This window comes from Saccharothrix hoggarensis (assembly GCF_052936025.1).
This window is the reverse complement of sequence record NZ_CP193624.1, coordinates 5058507-5077954: the sequence shown is the minus strand read 5'-3', so window position 1 is coordinate 5077954 and position 19448 is coordinate 5058507. Positions and strand designations below refer to the sequence as shown.

The 19448-nt window shown below is 74.6% G+C and carries 16 protein-coding genes; 13 read left to right on the top strand and 3 right to left on the bottom strand.

The window, feature by feature from the left end; genetic code table 11:
• The first annotated feature begins 26 nt into the window (after window positions 1-26).
• Genes ACRAKH_RS22720 through ACRAKH_RS22680 form a run of 9 tightly spaced genes read left to right on the top strand, consistent with a single transcriptional unit; the run spans window position 27 to window position 10241 of the window.
• Window positions 27-851, top strand: a complete 825-nt coding sequence (locus tag ACRAKH_RS22720) for a hypothetical protein (RefSeq protein WP_380729179.1) — start codon at window positions 27-29, stop codon at window positions 849-851.
• Window positions 848-1798 carry a polysaccharide deacetylase family protein gene (locus ACRAKH_RS22715; protein ID WP_380729177.1) on the top strand — a complete coding sequence of 317 codons (951 nt, stop codon included), beginning with the start codon at window positions 848-850 and terminating at the stop codon, window positions 1796-1798. The genes ACRAKH_RS22720 and ACRAKH_RS22715 overlap by 4 nt, the downstream gene beginning before the upstream one ends.
• Window positions 1795-3027: an O-antigen ligase family protein gene (locus tag ACRAKH_RS22710; protein WP_447009260.1), complete on the top strand. Its 1233-nt coding sequence runs from the start codon at window positions 1795-1797 to the stop codon at window positions 3025-3027. The genes ACRAKH_RS22715 and ACRAKH_RS22710 overlap by 4 nt, the downstream gene beginning before the upstream one ends.
• Window positions 3017-4072 (top strand): glycosyltransferase, encoded by a 1056-nt coding sequence (locus ACRAKH_RS22705; protein ID WP_380730663.1) that lies wholly within the window; start codon window positions 3017-3019, stop codon window positions 4070-4072. Before ACRAKH_RS22710 ends, ACRAKH_RS22705 begins: the two co-directional genes overlap by 11 nt.
• On the top strand, window positions 4069-4998 hold the full coding sequence (locus ACRAKH_RS22700) for a hypothetical protein (protein WP_447009259.1): 930 nt from the start codon (window positions 4069-4071) through the stop codon (window positions 4996-4998). Before ACRAKH_RS22705 ends, ACRAKH_RS22700 begins: the two co-directional genes overlap by 4 nt.
• Window positions 4995-6263, top strand: coding sequence for a glycosyltransferase 87 family protein (locus ACRAKH_RS22695; RefSeq protein ID WP_380730018.1), 1269 nt, complete (start codon window positions 4995-4997; stop codon window positions 6261-6263). The genes ACRAKH_RS22700 and ACRAKH_RS22695 overlap by 4 nt, the downstream gene beginning before the upstream one ends.
• Complete coding sequence (locus ACRAKH_RS22690) at window positions 6260-7675, top strand: oligosaccharide flippase family protein (RefSeq protein ID WP_447009258.1); 1416 nt, start codon at window positions 6260-6262, stop codon at window positions 7673-7675. The genes ACRAKH_RS22695 and ACRAKH_RS22690 overlap by 4 nt, the downstream gene beginning before the upstream one ends.
• Window positions 7672-8760 carry a glycosyltransferase gene (locus ACRAKH_RS22685; RefSeq protein WP_447009257.1) on the top strand — a complete coding sequence of 363 codons (1089 nt, stop codon included), beginning with the start codon at window positions 7672-7674 and terminating at the stop codon, window positions 8758-8760. The genes ACRAKH_RS22690 and ACRAKH_RS22685 overlap by 4 nt, the downstream gene beginning before the upstream one ends.
• Window positions 8757-10241 (top strand): glycosyltransferase family 4 protein, encoded by a 1485-nt coding sequence (locus ACRAKH_RS22680; protein ID WP_447009256.1) that lies wholly within the window; start codon window positions 8757-8759, stop codon window positions 10239-10241. Before ACRAKH_RS22685 ends, ACRAKH_RS22680 begins: the two co-directional genes overlap by 4 nt.
• Here the strand turns inward: ACRAKH_RS22680 and ACRAKH_RS22675 are convergent.
• Window positions 10216-11757 carry a putative glycoside hydrolase family 15 protein gene (locus ACRAKH_RS22675; protein ID WP_380725591.1) on the bottom strand — a complete coding sequence of 514 codons (1542 nt, stop codon included), beginning with the start codon at window positions 11755-11757 and terminating at the stop codon, window positions 10216-10218. The genes ACRAKH_RS22680 and ACRAKH_RS22675 overlap by 26 nt on opposite strands.
• On the bottom strand, window positions 11739-13172 hold the full coding sequence (locus ACRAKH_RS22670; RefSeq protein WP_447009255.1) for a sugar transferase: 1434 nt from the start codon (window positions 13170-13172) through the stop codon (window positions 11739-11741). The genes ACRAKH_RS22675 and ACRAKH_RS22670 overlap by 19 nt, the downstream gene beginning before the upstream one ends.
• A gap of 356 nt (window positions 13173-13528) precedes the next feature.
• Between ACRAKH_RS22670 and ACRAKH_RS22665 the strand changes: the two genes are divergently transcribed.
• Both ACRAKH_RS22665 and ACRAKH_RS22660 read left to right on the top strand, forming a co-directional pair.
• Window positions 13529-14356, top strand: a complete 828-nt coding sequence (locus ACRAKH_RS22665; RefSeq protein ID WP_380725595.1) for a glycosyltransferase — start codon at window positions 13529-13531, stop codon at window positions 14354-14356.
• Window positions 14356-15672 (top strand): FAD-dependent oxidoreductase, encoded by a 1317-nt coding sequence (locus tag ACRAKH_RS22660; RefSeq protein ID WP_380725597.1) that lies wholly within the window; start codon window positions 14356-14358, stop codon window positions 15670-15672. Before ACRAKH_RS22665 ends, ACRAKH_RS22660 begins: the two co-directional genes overlap by 1 nt.
• On the opposite strand, the gene wecB is transcribed toward ACRAKH_RS22660, so the two are convergent.
• Entirely contained in the window at window positions 15590-16753 is a 1164-nt protein-coding gene (gene wecB / locus ACRAKH_RS22655) for a non-hydrolyzing UDP-N-acetylglucosamine 2-epimerase (protein ID WP_447009979.1), read from the bottom strand. The two genes, ACRAKH_RS22660 and wecB, sit on opposite strands and share 83 nt — an antisense overlap.
• A gap of 217 nt (window positions 16754-16970) precedes the next feature.
• Here wecB and ACRAKH_RS22650 point away from each other — a divergent pair, with 217 nt between their 5' ends.
• Together ACRAKH_RS22650 and ACRAKH_RS22645 are read left to right on the top strand one after the other, a co-directional pair.
• Complete coding sequence (locus ACRAKH_RS22650) at window positions 16971-17951, top strand: lysyl oxidase family protein (protein ID WP_380725601.1); 981 nt, start codon at window positions 16971-16973, stop codon at window positions 17949-17951.
• A 416-nt stretch (window positions 17952-18367) separates the two neighbouring features.
• A complete protein-coding gene (locus tag ACRAKH_RS22645) occupies window positions 18368-19435 on the top strand; it encodes a serine/threonine-protein kinase (RefSeq protein WP_380725603.1) in 1068 nt (355 codons plus the stop codon).
• Window positions 19436-19448 lie beyond the last annotated feature (13 nt).

Sequence of the window (19448 nt, the reverse complement as noted above, 5' to 3'; positions counted from 1 at the left end):
CCGGACGTCACCAGGGGAAGAGTCGCGTGACTGGTTACCTCGAACTCGCCGCGTCCGCGGTGCTGTACGCGCTGGGCATCGTCGCCCAGTCCGTCGCCTCCCGGCGCGCCGACACGACCGGCGGCGGACTGGGGCTGCTCGCCCGGCTCGCCCGCGACCGGCTCTACCTGCTCGGCTTCGCGGGCCAGGTCGGCGGCTTCGCGCTGGCGTTCCTCGCCCGCGCCGAGCTCCCGCTCTACCTCGTGCAGGCCGGGTCGTCGTGCGCGGTCGGGCTCGCCACCCTCTTCGGCATCGCGGTGCTCGGCTGGCGCGTCCGCACGGTCGAGGTCGTGGTGCTCGTGGTGATGGCGGCCGGGCTGGTGCTGCTCGTCGCCGCGGCCACCCCGTCGACCGCGCACGACGTGCCGCAGGGCCTCGGCCTGGTCCTCTTCGGACTCCCGCTCGTGGCCCTCGTGCTCGTCCAGCGCCGCGTGAACGGCGTCGTGCCGCTCGCCGTGTCGGCCGGCCTGGCGTTCGCCGTGGTCGCCATGACCAGCCGCACGCTCGCCGACGAGTCGTTCCTCACGCTCCCGCTGTACCCGTTGGCGTGGCTCATGGTCGTCGCCGCGCTCGTCGGCCAGTCCTACCTCGCCCTCGCGCTGAGCCGGGGTTCGGCGACCTCCAGCGTCGCCACGATGGACGCCACCACGGTCGTGCTCACGTCGATCGTCGGCATCGCCGCCCTCGGCGACCGGATCACGCCCGGCCGCGAGTGGTGGGTCGTGCTCGGCGTGGGGCTCGTCGTGTCCGGCGTGCTGCTGCTCGGCTTCGCCGACCGGTTCGCCAAGACCCCCGCACGGGTGGCCGGATGAGCACCGCCAGCGTCTCCCTCGACCTCGACAACCTATGGGCCTACCTGAAGACCCACGGCGACCCGGAGTGGGAACGCCGCCCCAGCTTCCTGCCCACCGCCGTGCCCCGCCTGCTGGAGGCGTTCGGCGCGAACGGCCTCACGACCACCGTCTTCGTCGTCGGCGCGGACGTCGAGCGGGACGACGGAGCGGAGGCCGTCGCGGCCATCACCGCCGCCGGGCACGAGGTCGCCAACCACTCCTACGGCCACGAGCCCTGGCTGCACCGCTACTCGCGCGACCGGCTCGACGCCGAGCTCTCCCGCACCGAGGACGCGATCGTCGCCGCCGGCGCGCCCCGCCCGACGGGGTTCCGCGGCCCCGGCTACAGCGTCACCCACGACCTGCTCGACCTGCTCGCCGAACGCGGCTACCGCTACGACGCCAGCACCCTGCCCACGTGGATCGGCCCGCTCGCCCGCGCCTACCACAACCGCACCGCGCCGACTGGCGGCGACCGCGACCTGTTCGGCGGCTTCGGCCGGGTCCGCGCGCCGAACGCCGCCTACCGCTGGCGCGTCGGCACGGGCCTGGTCGAGCTGCCGGTCACCACCATGCCGCTGCTGCGCGTCCCGATCCACGGCTCCTACCTGCTCCAGCTGCACCAGGTGTCGCCCCGCCTCGCGCGCGGCTACTTCACCGCGGCGCTGCGGCTGTGCCGGCTGCGGGGCGTGCAGCCGTCCCTGTTGCTGCACCCCACGGACGTGCTCGGCGCGGCGGAGGCGCCGGGCATGGAGTTCTTCCCCGGCATGGCCGTGCCGGGCGCGCGGAAGGTCGAGTTCCTGGGCTGGGTGCTCGGCGCCCTGCGCGCCCACTTCGACGTCGTCGGCACGGGCGAGCACGTCGCCCGCCTCGAAGCGGGCCTGCGCGAGCACGACACGGCGCTGCTCGCCCGGTGCGGCGGATGACCTCGCGGGCCTGCCTCGGAGCGGCCGGCGCGGGGGCCGGGGTCCGGCCCGACGCCGGGACGTTGCTGCTGCGCGCCTTCGCGTGCGCGACGGTGTTCTCCGCCCCGCTGGAGGGCTACCTCTTCCAGGTCCACGGCCAACTGGCCAAGGTGCCGCCCGCGCTGCTCGCCGTCACGTGGGTCGTGGTCCGGGCGCGGCAGCGCCGTGCGCCCGAACCGCACCCCGTGCACGCCGTCCTCGTGGCGTTCGCGCTCGTGCTGCTGGCGTCCTCGGCGGTGCACGCCGGTGGCGGGTACACGCTGGAGTACGCGCTCCGCTGGCTGCCGTTCCTGCTGGTCACGGTGGTCCTGGTGGACGTCGCGTCGCGCGAGGTGCCGATCCGGGCGGTGCTCGGCGCGACCGTCGCGGGCGCTGTGGTCGCCGCCGTCGGCGCGCTGCACAGCCTCCTCGCGGAGGGCCAGACGCGGGCGACCGGGCCGTTGGAGGACCCGAACGACCTGGCGTACTTCCTGGTCGCCGCCCTGCCGCTGCTGGTCGCGCTGCGCCGCGCCGGACGGGTCGCCCTCGCCGTGGCCGGGACGGTGCTGGCGGCGGGCGCGGCGGCGACGTTCTCCCGCGGCGGCGCGCTCGCCTTCACGGCCGCCGTGGCGTGGCTGCTGGCCCGCCGCGCGGTGCCGCTCCGGGCGTTGGCGGGCGCGGCGGCGGCGCTGGCCGCGCTGGGCGTGGCGGTCGCCCTGTACGCCGGGCCGGAGCTGGACCGGGCGCTGCGGGAGAAGACCCACGTCGCCGGGACCAACGTGGACACCCGCGAGCTGCGCTGGCAGGCCGCCGCGCGGATGGTCGCCGACCACCCCGCCCTCGGCGTCGGGCCCGGCGGGTTCCGCGCCGGCTACCCGGCGGCGTCGCACAACGCCGAGATCGACGAGCAGAGCCCCGTGGCGCACAACATGTACCTCGAAGTGGCCGCCGAACTCGGCCTGCCGGGGTTCGCGCTGTTCGCGGGCCTCCTCGTCGTCACCGCCGTCACCAGCGAACGCGTGCTGCGCGCCACCACCGACCCGCGGCCGGTCCTCGCCGCGCAGTCGGCCCTGGTCGCGGTCGTGGTCGCCTCCACCTTCCTGTCCCAGCAGTACTACCTGCCGTTGTGGTCGCTGGTCGCGGTCGTGGCCGCGGCCGACCTGCGCCTGAGGAGGACGAGCGACGTTGCGTGTGCTCCACGTGATCAGTGAGATGGGGACCGGTGGCGCGGAAGCCCTGGTCGCCGGGATGGCCCGGTCGGGCGGGCAGTTCGGCTGGGAGTCCGCCGTCGCCAGCGGCGGCGGGCACCGGGCCGAGGCGTTGCGCGCGCTCGGCGTGCCGACGTTCACCGTGCCCGTGGCGCGGCGGCGCGCGACGGGCGTGCTGCGCGCGACCACGGCCACCAAGGCCGCGATCCGCAGCTTCCGGCCGGAGGTGGTGCTCGCGCACAACGTCTCGGCCAGCCTGGTCGCCCGGCTCGCGGTGCTACCACGCCGGCTGCCGCTGCTGACGGTGTTCCACGGCGTGGCCGACGCGGACTACACCGGCGCGGCCCGCATCCTCAAACGCACCTCGCGGACCGTCGTCGCGGTCGCCGACGTGACGGCCGACCGGCTGCGCGAGGCGGGCGTGCCCGACCCGGTGGTGATCCCGAACGCGGTGTTCCCGCAACCCGAACGGGTGGACCGCGACGCGGTCCGCGCGGTGCACGGCGTCGACCCGCGCGTGCCGGTCGCGCTGTGCCCGGCGCGGCTGGAACCGCAGAAGCGGCACGACGTGCTGCTGGAGGCGTGGGCGAAGCTGGACGGCTACGCGGTGCTGTGGCTCGCGGGCGACGGCAGCCTGCGGGACGCGCTGGAGCGGCGCGCGGCGGAGCTGGGCGTCGACGACCGGATCCGGTTCCTGGGCAACCGCTGCGACGTGCCGGACCTGCTGGCCGCCGCCGACGTCACCGTGCTCACGAGCGACTGGGAGGGCATGCCGATCGCGGTGCTGGAGTCCCTGGCCGCCGGACGGCCCGTCGTCGCGTCCGATGTGGACGGTGTGCGGCAGGTGCTGGCCTCCGGCGGCGGTGTCGTCGTGCCGCGCCGCGACCCGGCGGCGACGGCGGACGCGTTGCGGTCCCTGCTGTTCGACACCGAGGCGCGGGACCGGTTGGGCGAGGCCGGCCGGGCGACAGTCGAACGGCGGCACGACCCGCGCTCGCTGATGCGGTCCTACGACGCGCTGCTGCGCGAGGCGGTCGACGCGTCATGAGGCGATCCCTGCTGATCAGCGTCGGTGTCGCGGTGCTCGTCGCCGTGGCGGTGCTGGTCGCCGTCGAGGTGGGCGGCGAGGAGCACGAGAGCCGGGTCGGCCTGCTGGCCGTCGCCACCGGCCCGGACCAGTACGGCGAGGTCGTCGCCCTGTCGCTGCCCGCGCTGGTCGAGGTGTCGCGGAGCCCGTCCGTGCTGCGCGGGCCGGCCGGTGAGATCGGCGTCCCGATCGACGAGCTGGCCCGGCGCGTGTCGGTGGAGCTGGTGCCCGCGTCCGGCCTGGCGAGGCTGTCGGTGCGCGCGCCGACCGCCGACGAGGCCGCCCAGGCCGCGACGGGCATCGCGCGGGCCGTCGTGGAGGCCGACCTGTTCGCCCCCGCCGCCCGGCTCCGCCTGCTCGACCGGCCGGAGACGACCCGCGTCGCGCCGGACCGGCCGCTGGCGATCGGGCTGGCCCTGGTCGCCGGGGTGCTGGCCGGCCTCGCCGCCTACGCCGCCGGGCACCTGCGCCGGACCCGCGCCGACGACCGCGTCCGCGCGGCCCTGGCGGTGGGCGGCGTGCGGCGGCCCGTCGTGGTGCTGCCCGACGACGACCCCGACCTGACGGGGCGCCTGACGGTGCTGTGCGAGGCGTCCGCCCGGCCCGCGCGGGTCGTGGCGGTGGTCCCGGAGCTGACCTCGCGCGCCGAGGCCCTGGCCGCCGAGCTGCCGGACAAGACCGGCGAACCCGGTGATGGCGAGGCGGTGATCGCGCTCGTCCCGGCGGTCCCGGAGCGGTGGCCCGTGGGAGTGGGCGCGGCCTCCCGCCGTGCCGCCGGCCGGGACGAGGCCGGACGGGCGCTCGGCAGGCGGCACGAGGAGCTGGCCGCCGTGGTGGGCGCGCTGCCCGCGTCGGCGACCGTGATCGCCGTGGTGGTGGTCCCGTGAGCGAGCAGACCCGGCCGCGGCTCGGCGGCACGTCGTCCGGCGCGCGAACGCGCACCCTGCTCACCGTCCTGGTGGCGTTGGCGGGCGGCACGGCGGCGTGGCGCGCGCTGCGGCCGTCGTGGGAGGTGCCGCACCCGACCTGGGCCAACCTGCCCGAGGAGCGGATGCAGGACTTCCGCGACGCGCTGTACTTCCCGATCCGCGAGTTCCTCGCGGGTGGCAACCCGTACCACCCGGCGACGATGTTCGAGCACTGGCCGGTCCGCCAGAACTTCAACCTCTACCAGCCCTACCACCTGCTGCTGCACGCTCCGTTCGCGGCGCCGGGCTACCGGGTGGGGGCGGTGGCGTTCGCGCTGGCGTCGTTGGTGCTGCTGATCGCGCTGGCCGGGCTGGCGGCGGGCCGGCTGCGCCCCCACGTGCCACTGGCGCTCGGCACGGCGGTGATCTCGACCGTGCTGCTGCTCAGCCAGGTCGGCAAGGCGCAGTTGTACGTCGGCCAGGTGAACCCGCTCGTCGCGGTCGGCGCGGCGGGCGCGTTGCTGGCCCGCACCAGCCACCCGAGGTGGGCGGCGGTCGCGTTGGCGCTGGCGTGGCTGAAGCCGCAGTTCGGCCTGCCGCTGGCGGTGCTGCTGTTCGCGCGCGGGTCGCGGCGGGTCGCGCTCACCGGCACGGCCGTCGCGGCGGTGGCGAGCCTGGTCGTCGTGGTGCCGCTGGTGGTGCGCGGCGGCGGGATCGGGCCGTTCCTGGACGTGATCGCGGCGAACCTGGCGCACGCCGGCCAGACCGCGTACGGCGCGGTGGACTCGATGACCGCGCAGCGCGTCGACCTCGCCGCCGTCTGGTACCGGGTCACGGGCTGGCTGCCGCCGGGGGCGGAGGCGTTCGCGCTGGTCGGGGTGCTCGCGGTGAGCGCGGTCCTGGCCCGGCGGCTGGACCGGCTCGGCGAACCGGCCGCGGCCGACCTGCTCACCTGCCTGGCCGTGGTGGTGGCGGTCGTGCACCAGCCAGGTGACGTGCTGATCGCCGTGCCGTCGATGGCGGCGGTGGCGGTGCTGTGGTGGCGCCGCCGCGACCGGCTCGGCTGGCCGCTGCTGCTCCTGCTGGTCCCGTTCGCGCACCTGCACTTCGTGAACCTGGCGATCCGGGACGTGGCCGGCACGCGGGTCGACGTGACCGTCGACGGGGTGGCCGTCGTCGCGGCGTGGCTGCTGCTCGTCGCCTTCACGGCGGCACGCCGTCCGGTCCACTCGGGACGGACGTGACGGCGGTCGGCCAGCGGGCCGTGCGCGGCTCGCTGTGGCTGTTCCTGGTGAACGTGGTCAGCAAGGGCAGCCAGATGGGCGTCACGCTCGTGCTGGCCGCGTTCCTCACCGAGGAGGGCCTCGGCCTGGTGGCGCTCGCCGTGGCGCTGGTGAACATCGGCCAGGTCGTGCAGTCGATGGGCGTCTACGACGTGGTCAGCCGCACGGACCGCGATCCGCGCCGGGTGGCGGGCACGCTGCTCACCCTCAGCGCGGGCACGGGTCTGGCGCTGGCACTCGGGCTGGTGCTCGCGGCCGACGGCATCGCCCACGCGCTGGACGCGCCGTCCGTCGCGCCCCTCGTGCGGTGGGCGGCGTTGAGCCTGCCGTTCTCGGCGGTGGCCGGGGTGCAGATGGGGCTGCTGCACCGCGACCTGGACTTCCGCCGCCGGCTGCTCCCCGACGCGGGCGGCGCCGTGCTCGGCGCGGCGGTGACGATCGCGCTCGCGGCGGGCGGCGTCGGACCCCTCTCGCTCGTGGTCGGGCTGCTGTGCACGGCCGTCGCGCAGCCCGTGCTGGGCGTGGTGGTCGGGGTGCGGGTGCGGCCGGGGTGGGACGCGGGCGCGGCGGCCGAGGCGGTGCGGTGGATCGCGCTGGTGGGGCCGGGGGCGCTGGTCGCGGTGCTGCTGATCAACCTCGACTACCTGGCGCTCGGGCGGGCGCACGGGCCGGAGGCGGTCGGCGTGTACTCGTTGGCCTACCGGATCGCCTGGGTGCCGTACATCCTCGTGGCGGTGGTGCTCGGCGGTGTGCTGCTCCCGTTGTGCGCCAGGCTGATCCGGGACGGCGGAGAACTGTCCGAAGTGGTCGGTCGGGCGACGACGGCCGTGCTGGTGGTGACCGGCGGCCTCTACGCGGTGACGGCGGCGATGTCCGACCGCGTGGTCGTGTTCGGCGGGCGGTGGGCGGGCGCGGCGACGCCGTTGGCGCTGCTGTGCCTGTACGGCTTGGGGATCAGCCTCCTGCACGTCTGGTACCAGGTGCTGAAGGCGGCCGGGCACGCGCGCCGGTACCTGGCGCTGGAGGCCACGCACCTGGTGCTGCTGGTGGGCGGGCTGCTGGCGTTCACGTCGCACGGCGTGGTGGCCGTCGCCGCGGTGCAGGTGGCGGCGGCGTGGCTGCTGGTGCCGTGGACGTGGCTGGCGCTGGCCCGGCGGGGGCTCAGCCCGCCGCTGGGCGCGCTGCGCGGGGGTGTCGTGGGCGTGGTCGTGGCGGCCGGGTGCTGCGCGGCGGTGGCTTTCCTGGCGGGTGACGTGTTCGGCCCACCCGGTTCCGTGGTGGGCGCGATGACCGAAGGGGTCGTGTTGACGGTGGTGTGCGGCGTGGTCGTGGTGGCGGCGAACCGGGAGGCGTTGCGCGAGGTGCGGCGGTGAGGGTCGTGCACGTGAGCCAGCCCGTCGCGGCGGGCGTGGCCGGGGTGGTGCTGGAGTTGGTGCGGTCGCAGCGGGACCAGGGGTGGGCGGTCGCCGTGGTGTGCCCGCCCGGCCCCCTCGCCGATCGCGCGCGGGCCGTGGGGGTCGAGGTGCGGGAGTGGCCCGCCGGGCGGCAACCGGGACCGGGCCTGCTGGGGGAGGCGGTCCGGTTGCGGCGCCTCCTGCGCGACCTCGCGCCGGACGTCGTGCACCTGCACAGCTCCAAGGCCGGCATGGTCGGGAGGCTCGTCGTGCGCGGGCGTCAGCCGACGTTGTTCCAGCCGCACATGTGGTCGTTCCAGAGCGCCGGCGGCGTCGTGGGGCGCGCGGCCCGCGCGTGGGAGCGGCTGGCGGCCCGGTGGACGCACCAGTTGGTGTGCGTGAGCGACGACGAGCTGGCCCTGGGCCGTGCCGCCGGCGTGACCGGACCCGCCGAGGTGGTGTGCAACGGCGTGGACACCGACCGGTTCCGCCCCGCCGACCGGCTCGCCGCGCGGCGGCGGCTCGGCCTGCCCGACGCGCCCACGGCGGTGTGCGTCGGGCGTCTCGCGCCGCTGAAGGGCCAGGACCAGCTGCTCGCGGCGTGGCCCCTGGTGCGGGAGCGGGTGCCGGACGCCCGGTTGGTGCTGGTCGGCGAGGGGCCGATGGCCGAGCGGTGGCGGGCCGAGCACGACGACGCGTCCGTGCTGTGGTGGGGGCACGACGACGCGGTCGCCGACTTCTACGCCGCCGCCGACGTGGTCGTGATGCCGTCGCGGGCGGAGGGGATGGCGCTGGTGCCGTTGGAGGCGATGGCGTGCGGGCGGTCCGTGGTGGCGTTCGACGTCGGCGGGGCGCGGCAGAGCGTCGGGGAGGCCGGCGCGGTGCCGCCCGAGGGTGACGTCGCGGCGTTGGCGGAGGCGGTCGCGCGGCGGCTCGCCGACCCGGCGCTGGCCGACGAGGAGGGCGCGCACGGCAGGCGGCGGGTCGAGCTGCTGTTCGACCGGCGGCAGGTGGCCGACCAGGTCGCGACCCTGGTGGACAAGCTCGTGGTCGGTGTCCGGTGAGGCGGCCCCGGATCGCGTACCTGCTGACCCAGGACAGCGGGGGACCGGTGGACGTCACCGTCCGCCTCGCCCGCGCGCTGCTGGACACCGGTGACGTCGACGTGCGCGTGTTCGGCCCCGTGCCGCTCCGGGGTGCGGAGGCGGTGGCCGGGCGCCACGAGCTGGTGGAGGTCGGCGACAAGACCGACGTCCGGGCGGGCCGGCGGGCGCGGGCGGCGCTGCGGGCGTGGCGGCCGGACGTCGTGCACGCGGCCGATCGGCGGGCCGGGCTGGTCGCCGCCGGTCTGCGCCGGTCCGGGATCAAGGTCGTCCACACGTACCACGGCGTGCCCGACGACGTGGCCGAACCGTGGTTCCGGGGCGTTCCCCGCGCCGCAGGGCCTTCGGCGTACACGCGGGTCGTCCTGGCGGCCGACGCCGTGGTGGCCCGCGCCGTGCACCGGACCGTCGTGCCCGCGCCGGCGATGGGCCGGTTCCTGACCACCAGGCTGCGCGTGCCCGCCGATCGGGTGACGCACATCGACAACTGCGTGGACCTGGCCCACGTCCAGCCGCCGACGGGACCGGTGCGGCGGCTCGTGTTCGTCGGCCTGCTGGTCGAGCGCAAGGGCTTGGACGTGCTGCTGGACGCCCTGGCGAGGCCCGACGTGATGCCGCCCGACGCCACGCTGACCGTCGTCGGGGACGGGCCGGCACGTGCCGCGGCGGAGGTGCGGGCGCGTGCGTTGGAGGGCCGGGTGACGTTCCTCGGGTTCCGCGCCGACGTGCCGGACCTGCTGCGCCACCACGACGCCCTGGTCCTGCCGTCCCTGATGGAGCAACAACCGTTGGTGGTGGCCGAGGCGATGGCCGCCGGCAAGCCCGTGGTGGCCACCGACACCGGCGGCGTGGCCGACATGCTCGGCGCCCCCGGTTTCGCCTCCGCCACCGCTCCTGCCCCCGCCGACCTCGGCACCGCTGGCCTCGCCGCCCTCGGTCTTGGCACGGCCGGTGTCCGCACGGCAGGCCACGGCACGGCCGGTGTCCGCACGGCAGGCCACGGCACGGCCGGTCTCGGCCTCGGCGGCCCGACCTCCGGCGGCCTGCCGGTGGTCGGGCATGACGCCGGCCTGATCGCCGATGACCCCGGTCGGGGTGTCGACGCCCGGCCGCGGGAGGGTGCGCCAGGCGTGCTGCGCGTCGGCGCGCCCGGTGCGGGCGAGGATTACGCCGGCGCGCCCGGTGTCGGCGCGCACTGTGCCGGCGAGCCGGGTGTCGGCGAGTCCCGTGCCAACGAGGCTTGGGCCGGTGGTTTGCTGGCGGCGCCGGGTGACGTCGGGCAGTTGGCGACGCGGTTGCGGGAGTTGTTCGCCGATCCCGACCCCGGCCGCACCGGTCGCCTCCTCGCCGAACGGGCCCGGGAGCGGTTCGCGCCGGACGTGTGCGCCCGCCGCCACCTCGACCTCTACCGCCACCTCATGGGGTCGGCGCCGGTGGAGTAGTGGTCGGCGGCACCACCGGCGTCGTCGTGGGTGGCGGCGGTGTGGTCGTCGACGTGGTGGTGGTCGGGTTGGGCCCCGGCGGGGCTGTGGTGGTGGTCCTGGTCGGTGTCGTCGTCGCTGTCGCAGTCGCAGTCGCCGTCGTCGTGACCGTGGCCGTCGTCGTCGTGGTGGCCGTGGTCGTCGTGGTGCTCGGGGCGGTGGTGGTCGTGGTCGACGGCGCGGTCGGGCTGGTGGTGGCCGTGGTCGCGGGTGGGCTGCCGGGCTTCACGAGGATCAGCGCGTCGCCGGCCCCGATGTTCACGGCGGGCGGCGCGGGCGCGCCGCCGTCGAAGTTGACCAGCCCCGGCGGCGGCGTCACCGTCGCGATCCGGCCGGTCGGGTTCACCGCCACGTACCCGCCCGTGAACCGCCGGTCCCACACGCCGGACGGCAGGCGGTTCGCCGTCTCGGTCGCCTCTCCGAGCCGAGAGTCCTGGTACCGCGACCAGTCCGGGTGGCGGTAGTCCCGCGTCGTGGCGCCCGACCAGCACGTGTGCGGGCTCGCCAGCAACGCCGCGGTGGCGTAGCCGACCCGTTCCTCCCGCGTGCCCTTGGTGTGGGTGATCAGCAGCAGCCAGGACTCGCCGAGCGCGGCCTGTGACCGGAGTTCCTTCCACTCGTTGCCCTTGAAGGTGAGGAGTTCACCCGTTCCGGTGTCCCGGAGGCCGAAGTTCTCCTCCATCGCGCCGTCGTACCGGGAGTGCGCCGACCACCGGCCGGGGGTGAGGTGCGACTCGGACAGGTTGGGGATCAGCATCTTCCCGGCCTGCTGCAACGAGTCGCCCGCCGTGGTGAGGAACGCGTCCATGCCCTCGCGGATGATCCGGTCGGACTCGGCCGCGTCCCGCGCGCCCTTCAGCACGGCGGACGAGTAGTACTTCAGCGAGTTGAAGTCGTTGTCCGCCAGCACCCCGTCCCAGCCCTCGCGCACGACCTCGGCGGTGACGGCCTCGGCCCACGCCTTCTGGTAGGTGGGGTCCCACACGGTCATCTGCCAGTGCTTCGGGTACGTCTTCCACTCGATCCGGTGACCGGCGCTGTCCTGCGCGAACCAGTGCGGGCTCTCCCGCTGGGCCTTGAAGTAGCCCACGCCGGTGGGCAGCAGCGGCGCGTCCGCGTCGCCGATCACCGCGCCGGGGTAGTTCCGGGCGCTGGAGAAGTCCTTGTAGACCAGCACCTTGATCTTCGGGTTCAACGACTTCAGCCGGCGCATGGCCGCGAGCTCGGTCGCGTTGAGCACGACGAGGTCGTAGTGCTGCGCGGCGAACGTGATGTCGGCCGCGCTGGGCGGCTCGCCGATGCCGTACCACCAGCCGCACGGCGCGGCGGGCCTCGGCGGCGGCGCCAGCGGGTCCGGCGGCTTGGCCTGGCCGGACGCGGCGTCGAAGGTGCACCCCGCGCCCGGGATCAGCAGCGCGGCGGCGCACAACAAGCCGAGCACCCGGCGCGGTCGCCGGTTCAGCGATTCCTTCGGCACAACAGCTCACCCACCGTCTGCAACAGGATTTTGACGTCCAGCCACAACGACCAGTTGGCTATGTAGTAGTTGTCGTACCGGGACCTGTCGACAATCGAGGTGTCGCCCCGCAGGCCGTGCACCTGCGCGAGCCCGGTCAATCCCGTCGGAACCCGGTGGCGGGCCCAGTATAGCTCGTGGATGGCCGAGAACTCGCGAACGAAACCCGGTCGTTCCGGGCGCGGCCCGACGATCGACATGTCGCCCCGCAGGATGTTCCACAACTGCGGCAGTTCGTCCAAAGAAGTGCCGCGCAGGAATCGTCCGACCGGTCCGACCCTCCGATCGCCGACCACCGACCAGGTGACTTGGGAATCGTCTTCCCCTTGCATTCTCACGCTGCGCAACTTGTAGAGCACGAAAGGCTGATCATCCATACCCACCCGGACCTGTCGGAAGATCACCGGTCGGCCGCTCTCCAGCAGCACGGCCAGGGCGCACAGCGCGATCACCGGGGACAGCACGACCAGCGCGACGGCGGCCAGCACCACGTCCATCGCGCGCTTGACCCACCAGCTCGGCCTGCTGGTCGGCGCGGTGCCCAGCCGCATCAGCGGGTAGCTGCGCAGCCGCTCGATGTCGGGCCCGTCCTGGTACAGCTCGAACATCCGGGGCACGACCAGGGTGGTGCAGCCCAGCCGGTGCGCGGTGATGGCCGAGTCGACCACGGACGACTCGCGGGCGTGCGAGAACGCCAGCACCACCGTGCCGACACCCAGTCGTGTGATCGCGTCGGCCAGGTCCTCGTCCACCAGGTCCACCGGCAGCGCGGCGCGGTCGAGCGCGGGCTCCGGGTCGACGAACCCGACCGGGCGCAACCCGAACTCGGGGTGCGCGAGCATCGCGCCCACCAGGTCGACGCCGACCTTCCCGGCGCCGACCACGAGCGTGCGGTCGCAGCGGTGGAACCGGCGGCGGCACCAGCGGCCGAAGGCGAACACGGCGAGCCGCGCCGGTTCGCTCAGCCCGGCGAAACCCAGCACCGCCCACTGCGCCGCGACGGCCGCGCCGGGGTCGCCGCCCGCCAGGCCGAGCAGGCCGACCAGCGTGACCAGGGCGAACGCCACGGCGGTCGCGCCGGCGGAGCGCGGCAGGTCGTGGAACCAGGACAGCCACAGCCGCCGCCGGTACAGCCGGCACGCGGCCCGCACGCCCAGCAGCGCCGCGGCCACCACCGCGGTCCACCGCCAGTCGAGCGGGAACCGCGCGGTCACGACGGCCACCGCCGTCACGTCGACCGCGCCGAGCAGCACCGCCACCGCGTTCACCCGGCGGAGCAGGTCCGGCTCGACCGCCTCACGCGGCTTCGACCTCGGCTTCGGGTGCCGCCACCGCGACACCGGGGGCGAGGTGGTCGTCGACCCCGCGCCGTTCACCTCGGACCGCCCTGGACCGAGCGTGTCCCGTCCACAACACACCACATTCGGACGACGTCCTTCCCACCACGAACTCGATACTGGTCAACGCGCACTGGTCACTCGGTATGGATCACCCGTTCGAGATCAGTCGAACGGGGATTCCGGCGCAGTTCGGGCACGCCGAGCGGCGGCCTGGACGTTTAGTTCACTCTTTCGGTGAGCACTATTCCCCTTTCCGGTGATCTTCAGTTCTCGTTACCCGTGAGAATTCATCCGGCCGTGCGACCGGATACCCGCGGGGTGGTCGAATCTAGTCGCGGTGCGGAGGCGAATAATTCTGACCCGCCATCCACCACCAAGTGAAATGGGGCCCTTTGACCGTCGATGAAGGCGACGTGCGCACCACGTCGGAACGGGGCGGACCGGCCCGTTCCGACGCGAGGCGCACACACGCCCGAGCCCACGTCGTGCTGCCCGCCTACAACGAAGCCGCCTCCCTGCCGCCGCTGCTGCGCCGGCTCGCCGAGGTCGCGCTCACCGAACAGCTCACCGCCTGGGTCGTGGACGACGGGTCGTCCGACGGCACCGACGAGATCGCCAAGGCGGGCTGGCCCGGCCTCGACGTCCGGCTCGTCAGCCACCCGGTCAACCTCGGCCTCGGTCAAGCCGTCCAATCAGGACTGCGCGCGGTGCTGGCCGAGGCCGCCCAGGAGGACGTCGTCGTCGTGATGGACGCCGACGACACCCACGACCCGGAACTGATCCGGGTGCTGCGGGGCGAGATCGCCGCCGGCGCGGACGTGGTGATCTGCTCCCGGTTCGTGGACGGCGGCGACGACGCCACCGCGCCACCGCTGCGCCGGCTGCTGTCGCGCGGCGCCGCGGTGCTGTTCCGCCGCGTGCTGCGGGTCGACGGCGTCCGCGACTTCACCAGCGGCTTCCGGGCCTACCGGGTCAGCCTGCTCGCCCGCGCCGCCGGCCACTGGGGCGAGCGGTTGATCGAGGAGCGCGGGTTCGCGTGCATGGTGGAGCTGCTGCTGAAGCTGCGGCACTGCCGCCCGGTCGTGGCCGAGGTGCCGCTGACCCTGCGCTACGACCGCAAGCAGGGGCCGAGCAAGATCCGGATCGCGCGGACCGTCGGGCAGTACCTGAAGCTCCTGGCCCGCGACCGGCTCGCACCCGCGCCGTACCGGGCGCTGTGATGGGCGCGGAGGTAGCCCCGGACCACGGGCACGTGGCGGTGGTCGGCGGCGGGATCTGCGGCCTGGCCACCGCCCACCGGCTGGTGCGCGCGGGCGCGCGGGTGACGTTGCTGGAGGGCAGCGACCAGCTCGGCGGGCTCGGCACGTTCTTCCCCTGGCGCGACCGCTGGGTCGAGCGCTTCTACCACTGCGTCATGCCGACCGACGACCACCTGCTCGGCCTGCTGGACGAGCTGGGCCTGCGCGACTCGATCACGTGGCGCCGCACGCGGATGGGCATGGTCGTGGACGGCCGGGACTTCCCGTTCAACACCGCGCTCGACCTGCTCAGGTTCACCCCGTTGGGTGTCGTCGACCGGCTGAGGTTCGGCGCGGTCTCCGTGCTGCTGCGCCGGTTGGGCCGCGGCAAGGACCTCGACGGCACGCGCACCGAGGACTGGTTGCGCGGCCTCTACGGCGACCGGGTGTGGGAACTGCTCCTCGCGCCGCTGTTCGGCGCGAAGTTCGGCGCGCGCTTCGGTGACGTGCCCGCGCTGTACCTGTGGCAGCGCCTGGGGCGCGAGGGGGCCGTGGCGGTGCGCGGGTACCCCGACGGCGGCTACCGGACCGTCATCGACGCGCTGAGGGCCTCGATCGAGGCCGGTGGCGGAGAGGTGCGGCTCGACGCCCCGGTGCGGCGGATCGGCGTCGGCGACGGCGTGCGGCTGGAACTGCCCGGCGGCGAGGTCGTGTCGGCGGACCGCGCCGTGTCGACGCTCCCGCTGCCCCAGCTGCGGCAGCTCGCGGACGACGACCTGGCCGCGCGGCTGCCGGACGTGCGGCTGCCGTACCAGGGCGTGGTGAACGCGCTGTTCTTCCTGCGCCGCCCGCTGTCGGGGCACTACTGGACGCCGGTCGTGCGGTCCGGCACGGACTTCGACGGCCTGATCCAGATGACGCCGCTCGCCGGCGTGGAGCCGTACTACGGGCGGCACCTCGTCTACGCGATGCGGTACACCGACCGGGAGTCCGCGCTGTTCCAGGAGGACGACACGGCGATCGCGGCGCGCTGGACCGCGCAGCTGCTGACGCTGCACCCGGCGCTCGACGCGGCGGACGTGGAGGAGGTCCGGGTGTTCAAGGCCCCGTTCGTGGAGCCGGTGTACCCGCTCGGGTACCTGGCGCGCCGCCCGCCCGTGGTGGTCGCCGGCACGCCGTTGCTGCTGGCGACCACCGCGCACGTCTACCCGGACGTCACGAGCTGGAACTCGAGCGTGGGACTCGCGCAGCGGGTCGTCGCGACGCTGGAGGGGGCACCACAACCGGTTCCGGGCTGACCGCCACCGGGTCGCCGCCCACCAGCCGGCGGAGCGCGGCGGCGATCCGGGCCGACGGCGAGCCCGTGCCGTACGGCGACGGGATGTGCTCCAGCCGTTCGCGGTGGCCCGCCACGTCGTCCAGCCACCGCAGCACCTCCGCGGTGAGCCGGGGCCCCGGCGGGACGAGCGTGCCGAACGTGCCCTCGATCTCGGGGCGCTCGGTGCTGCGGCGGACCACGACCACCGGCCGCTTCAGCACGCTCACCTCCTCCTGGATGCCGCCGGAGTCCGACACGACCACGGCCGCGCCGCGGGCGAGCGCCAGGAACGCCGGGTACGCCTGCGGCTCGACCACCGTGAGCCGGTCCAGCAGGGCGGTCAGGCCGAACGCCTCGACGCGCTTGGCCGTGCGCGGGTGCAGCGGCAGCACGACCCGCAGCGGCAGCCGGTTCAGCTCGCGGAGGATCGTCTCCAGGTTGCCGCGGTCGTCCACGTTCTCCGGGCGGTGGATCGTGGCCAGCACGTAGCCGTCGCGCTCCAGCCGGTGCGCGGCCAGGACCACGGCCTCCTCGGCGTGCCCCGGGAGCGCCGAGACCAGGGCCTCCACCACCGTGTTGCCGGTGATCGCGATCCGCTCGTCCGGGACGCTCTCGGCGAGCAGGTTCGTGCGGTTGAGCGCGGTGGGCGCGCAGCACAGGTCGGCGAGGTGGTCGATGGCCACCCGGTTGTGCTCCTCCGGCATCGCCCGGTCGTAGCTGCGCAGCCCCGCCTCGACGTGCACCAGCGGGACGTCGTTCGCGTTGGCCGCCAACGCGCCCGCGAGCGCGGACGTCGTGTCGCCCTGCACGATCACGGCGCGCGTCGGGTGCCGGTCCAGGACCTCGTCCACCGCCGCGACCGCCGCGCCGAGCTGCGCGCCGCGCCGTCCGCCGCCCACCGCCAGCTCGTGGAACCGGCCGGGTTGGCCGATGTCCCGGCGGATGCGGTGGTACATCGCGGTGTCGTAGTGCTGTCCGGTGTAGACGACGGTCGCGCTCGACCCCATCAGCCGGATCAGCGGGGCGAGTTTGATCAGCTCCGGTCTGGTGCCGCACACCATCGTCACGGCGCCGCCAGTTCCCTTGTCGATCGGACCCACCTCCAGTCGCGGATGACGCGCACCCGTGCGCGATCGCGGTGAAGGTTAGGGTCCGGGTGGTCGATTTCCCTTGCGCCTCAGTCGATCGAGTGAAATCGCGAGTGTTGGGCGCGTCGCGGTTCGATCCGTCACTACGGTGGTGTGTGGATCATTGTGACAATCGGACGGACTGAGGACGATGGTGCGGAGGTACGCGGCCCTGTCCGCCACGGCGTTGCTCGTGGCGGTGTTGGTGGGGCCGTCGCACGCGCAGGCGGGGGACACCGTGCTGCTGCCGGACCTGCGGCAGGCGCCGGTGGGGTGCGCGGGCGGTTTTTCGGGCAACCCCTCACGGTGCCACGACTGGGACGTCTGCCTGGTCGTCGACCGCTGGGCCCCGAACGGGGAGTGCGTGGCGTCGGCCCAGGGAGGTGGCGCGGTCCGGCTGCGGTTCACCACATCGGCGGACAACATCGGCGACGGTCCGTTGCTCATCTACGGCAGCCGGGCGTCGGCGAACCACCCGCGCATGACGGCGCGGCAGGCGTTCCAGTCCGCTGTGGACCGTTCGATCCCGGCGTCGTACGGGGAGGCGCAGCACGGGATACCGGCGACGATGTACTACGAGCCGGCGCCGTCGCACGCCCACTGGCACCTGCTGGACTTCGAGCACTTCCAGCTGCGCACGCCCGAGGGCGACACGGTGGTGACGGACCGGAAGAACGGCTTCTGCCTGGGCGACCGCTACGCCACCAACGACCTCCTCCTCAACCGCCCGGGCAGCGGGAGCGGGCCGGCGGCGGAGCTGGCGGAGACGCTGCGGATGAACCGGTGCGGCCACCACGCGCCGGAGGCGTTGACCGTCGTGCAGGGCATCTCGGTCGGGTACGGCGACGACTACCTGCACACCGTCGACTTCCAGTGGCTCGACATCAGCGACGTGCCGTCCGGGCGGTACGACGTGGTGAACGTCGTCAACGGCGACCGGTCGCTGATGGAGAAGTCGTACACCAACAACGCGTCGTCGTTGGCGATCTCGGTGCAGTGGCCGGGCGGTGCCACCGCGCCCCCGGCCCAGGTGACCGTGCCGCCGGAGGTGAAGCTGCTGCGGAGCTGCCCGGGGCAGGAGCAGTGCGTGGCGACGCTGCGCGCGTACCCGGAGCTGTTCGGCGGCGGGTGACGGGGGTCGGCGGCGGGAGCGGGCCGCGGCGTGCCGCCCTCGCGGGTGTCGGTGCGGGTGTGTCGATGCGGCTGCTGGAGCGGCGGCTCGCGCTGGGTGGTCCGGTGCCGGGAGCGTCGCGGTGGTGGTCCCGCCGGGGGTTCCAACGCTCGGGGTAGTCGAGCCGGTGGTCTCACCCCGTGGGGTCGAGCCCGCAATCCCTCACGCCGTGGGGTCGAGCCGGTGGTCTCACGTCGGGGGTCGAGCTCGCGGTCTCACGTCGGGGGGTCGAGGCGGCGGTTTCGCGCCGATTGGTGGAGCGCGCACGGGCGCGCGCTCGTCCATTCGGCGTAGTAACGATCGTCCTGATCGGCGTTTGCCGGTCCGGTGGTGCGGGAACTCGGTGCGTCCGGACCGGTGTGAGGAAGGGCGGTGCCATGTCGCTGTCCACCGAGAACCGCGTGTTGGCGGGGCGTTACCGGTTGGCGGGCAAGCTCGGCGCGGGCGGGATGGCCGAGGTCCACCGGGCGTGGGACGTGCTGCTCCGCCGGTACGTCGCGGTGAAGTTGGTCGACGCCCGGGACGACGTCGGCGGCACGCGGTTCGACCGCGAGGTCCGCACGCTGGCCGGCCTCTCGCACCCCGGACTGGTGTCCGTCTACGACGTCGGCGACTGCGGCGGCATGTCGTTCGTCGTGTTGCAGTTGGTCGAGGGCATGACGTTGGCCGAACGGCTGGACGACGGCCCGCTGTCGCACGTGACGGTCCGCGCGCTCGGCCACCGGCTCGCCGACACGCTCGCCCACGTGCACGAGAACGGCGTCGTGCACCGCGACGTGAAGCCGGCGAACATCCTCCTCGACCGGACGGGCGTGACCTACCTGGCCGACTTCGGCCTGGCCCGCTCGCTCGACGCGACCAGGCTCACCGACACGCGGATGGTCCTGGGGACCGCCGGCTACCTGGCCCCGGAGCAGGTCCGCGGCGAGGAGGTCGGGCCGGCCGCGGACGTCTACGCGCTCGGGCTCGTGCTGCTGGAGTGCCTGACGGGTCGGCGCGAGTACGGCGGCAGCGATCGGGTGGAGGCCGCCGTGGCCCGGCTGCACCGGCCGCCCGAGGTGCCGGCCGACCTGCCGGACGACCTGGTCCGGCTGCTGTCGCTGATGACGTCCTTGTCGGTCCGCCGCCGCCCGACGGCCGCCTGGTGCGCGGAGCAGCTGGGCGCTGCGGTGGTGCGGCCGGTCGGGGCGGGTCTGCTCGGTGACGGGCTCCTGTGCGGTGGCCGGCGGACCCCCGACCGGCAAACCGGTGAGCGGCAGGGCGGTGATCGGCGAGGCGGGGGCCCCGAGATCGGTGGTCGGTCTGCCGGTGGCGGGCGGATGGGTGATCGGCAGGCCGGTGATCGGCCGGCCGCGGCTGAGCCGGAGAGCGAGGGTCGGGCGCGGGGGCGTCGGCTGGGTGGGCCGTGGGCCGGGCGGGTCGGGGCCGAGTGGGTCGGGGGTTGAGCGGGGCCGCGCC

Bases quoted from the DNA above. Each gene is read 5' to 3' on its own strand.
- ACRAKH_RS22715 (WP_380729177.1), top strand. From the start codon at position 848: ATGAGCACCGCCAGCGTCTCCCTCGACCTCGACAACCTATGGGCCTAC.
- ACRAKH_RS22710 (WP_447009260.1), top strand. From the start codon at position 1,795: ATGACCTCGCGGGCCTGCCTCGGAGCGGCCGGCGCGGGGGCCGGGGTC.
- ACRAKH_RS22700 (WP_447009259.1), top strand. From the start codon at position 4,069: ATGAGGCGATCCCTGCTGATCAGCGTCGGTGTCGCGGTGCTCGTCGCC.
- ACRAKH_RS22660 (WP_380725597.1), top strand. From the start codon at position 14,356: ATGGGCGCGGAGGTAGCCCCGGACCACGGGCACGTGGCGGTGGTCGGC.
- wecB (WP_447009979.1), bottom strand. From the start codon at position 16,753: ATGGTGTGCGGCACCAGACCGGAGCTGATCAAACTCGCCCCGCTGATC.
- ACRAKH_RS22650 (WP_380725601.1), top strand. From the start codon at position 16,971: ATGGTGCGGAGGTACGCGGCCCTGTCCGCCACGGCGTTGCTCGTGGCG.
- ACRAKH_RS22645 (WP_380725603.1), top strand. From the start codon at position 18,368: ATGTCGCTGTCCACCGAGAACCGCGTGTTGGCGGGGCGTTACCGGTTG.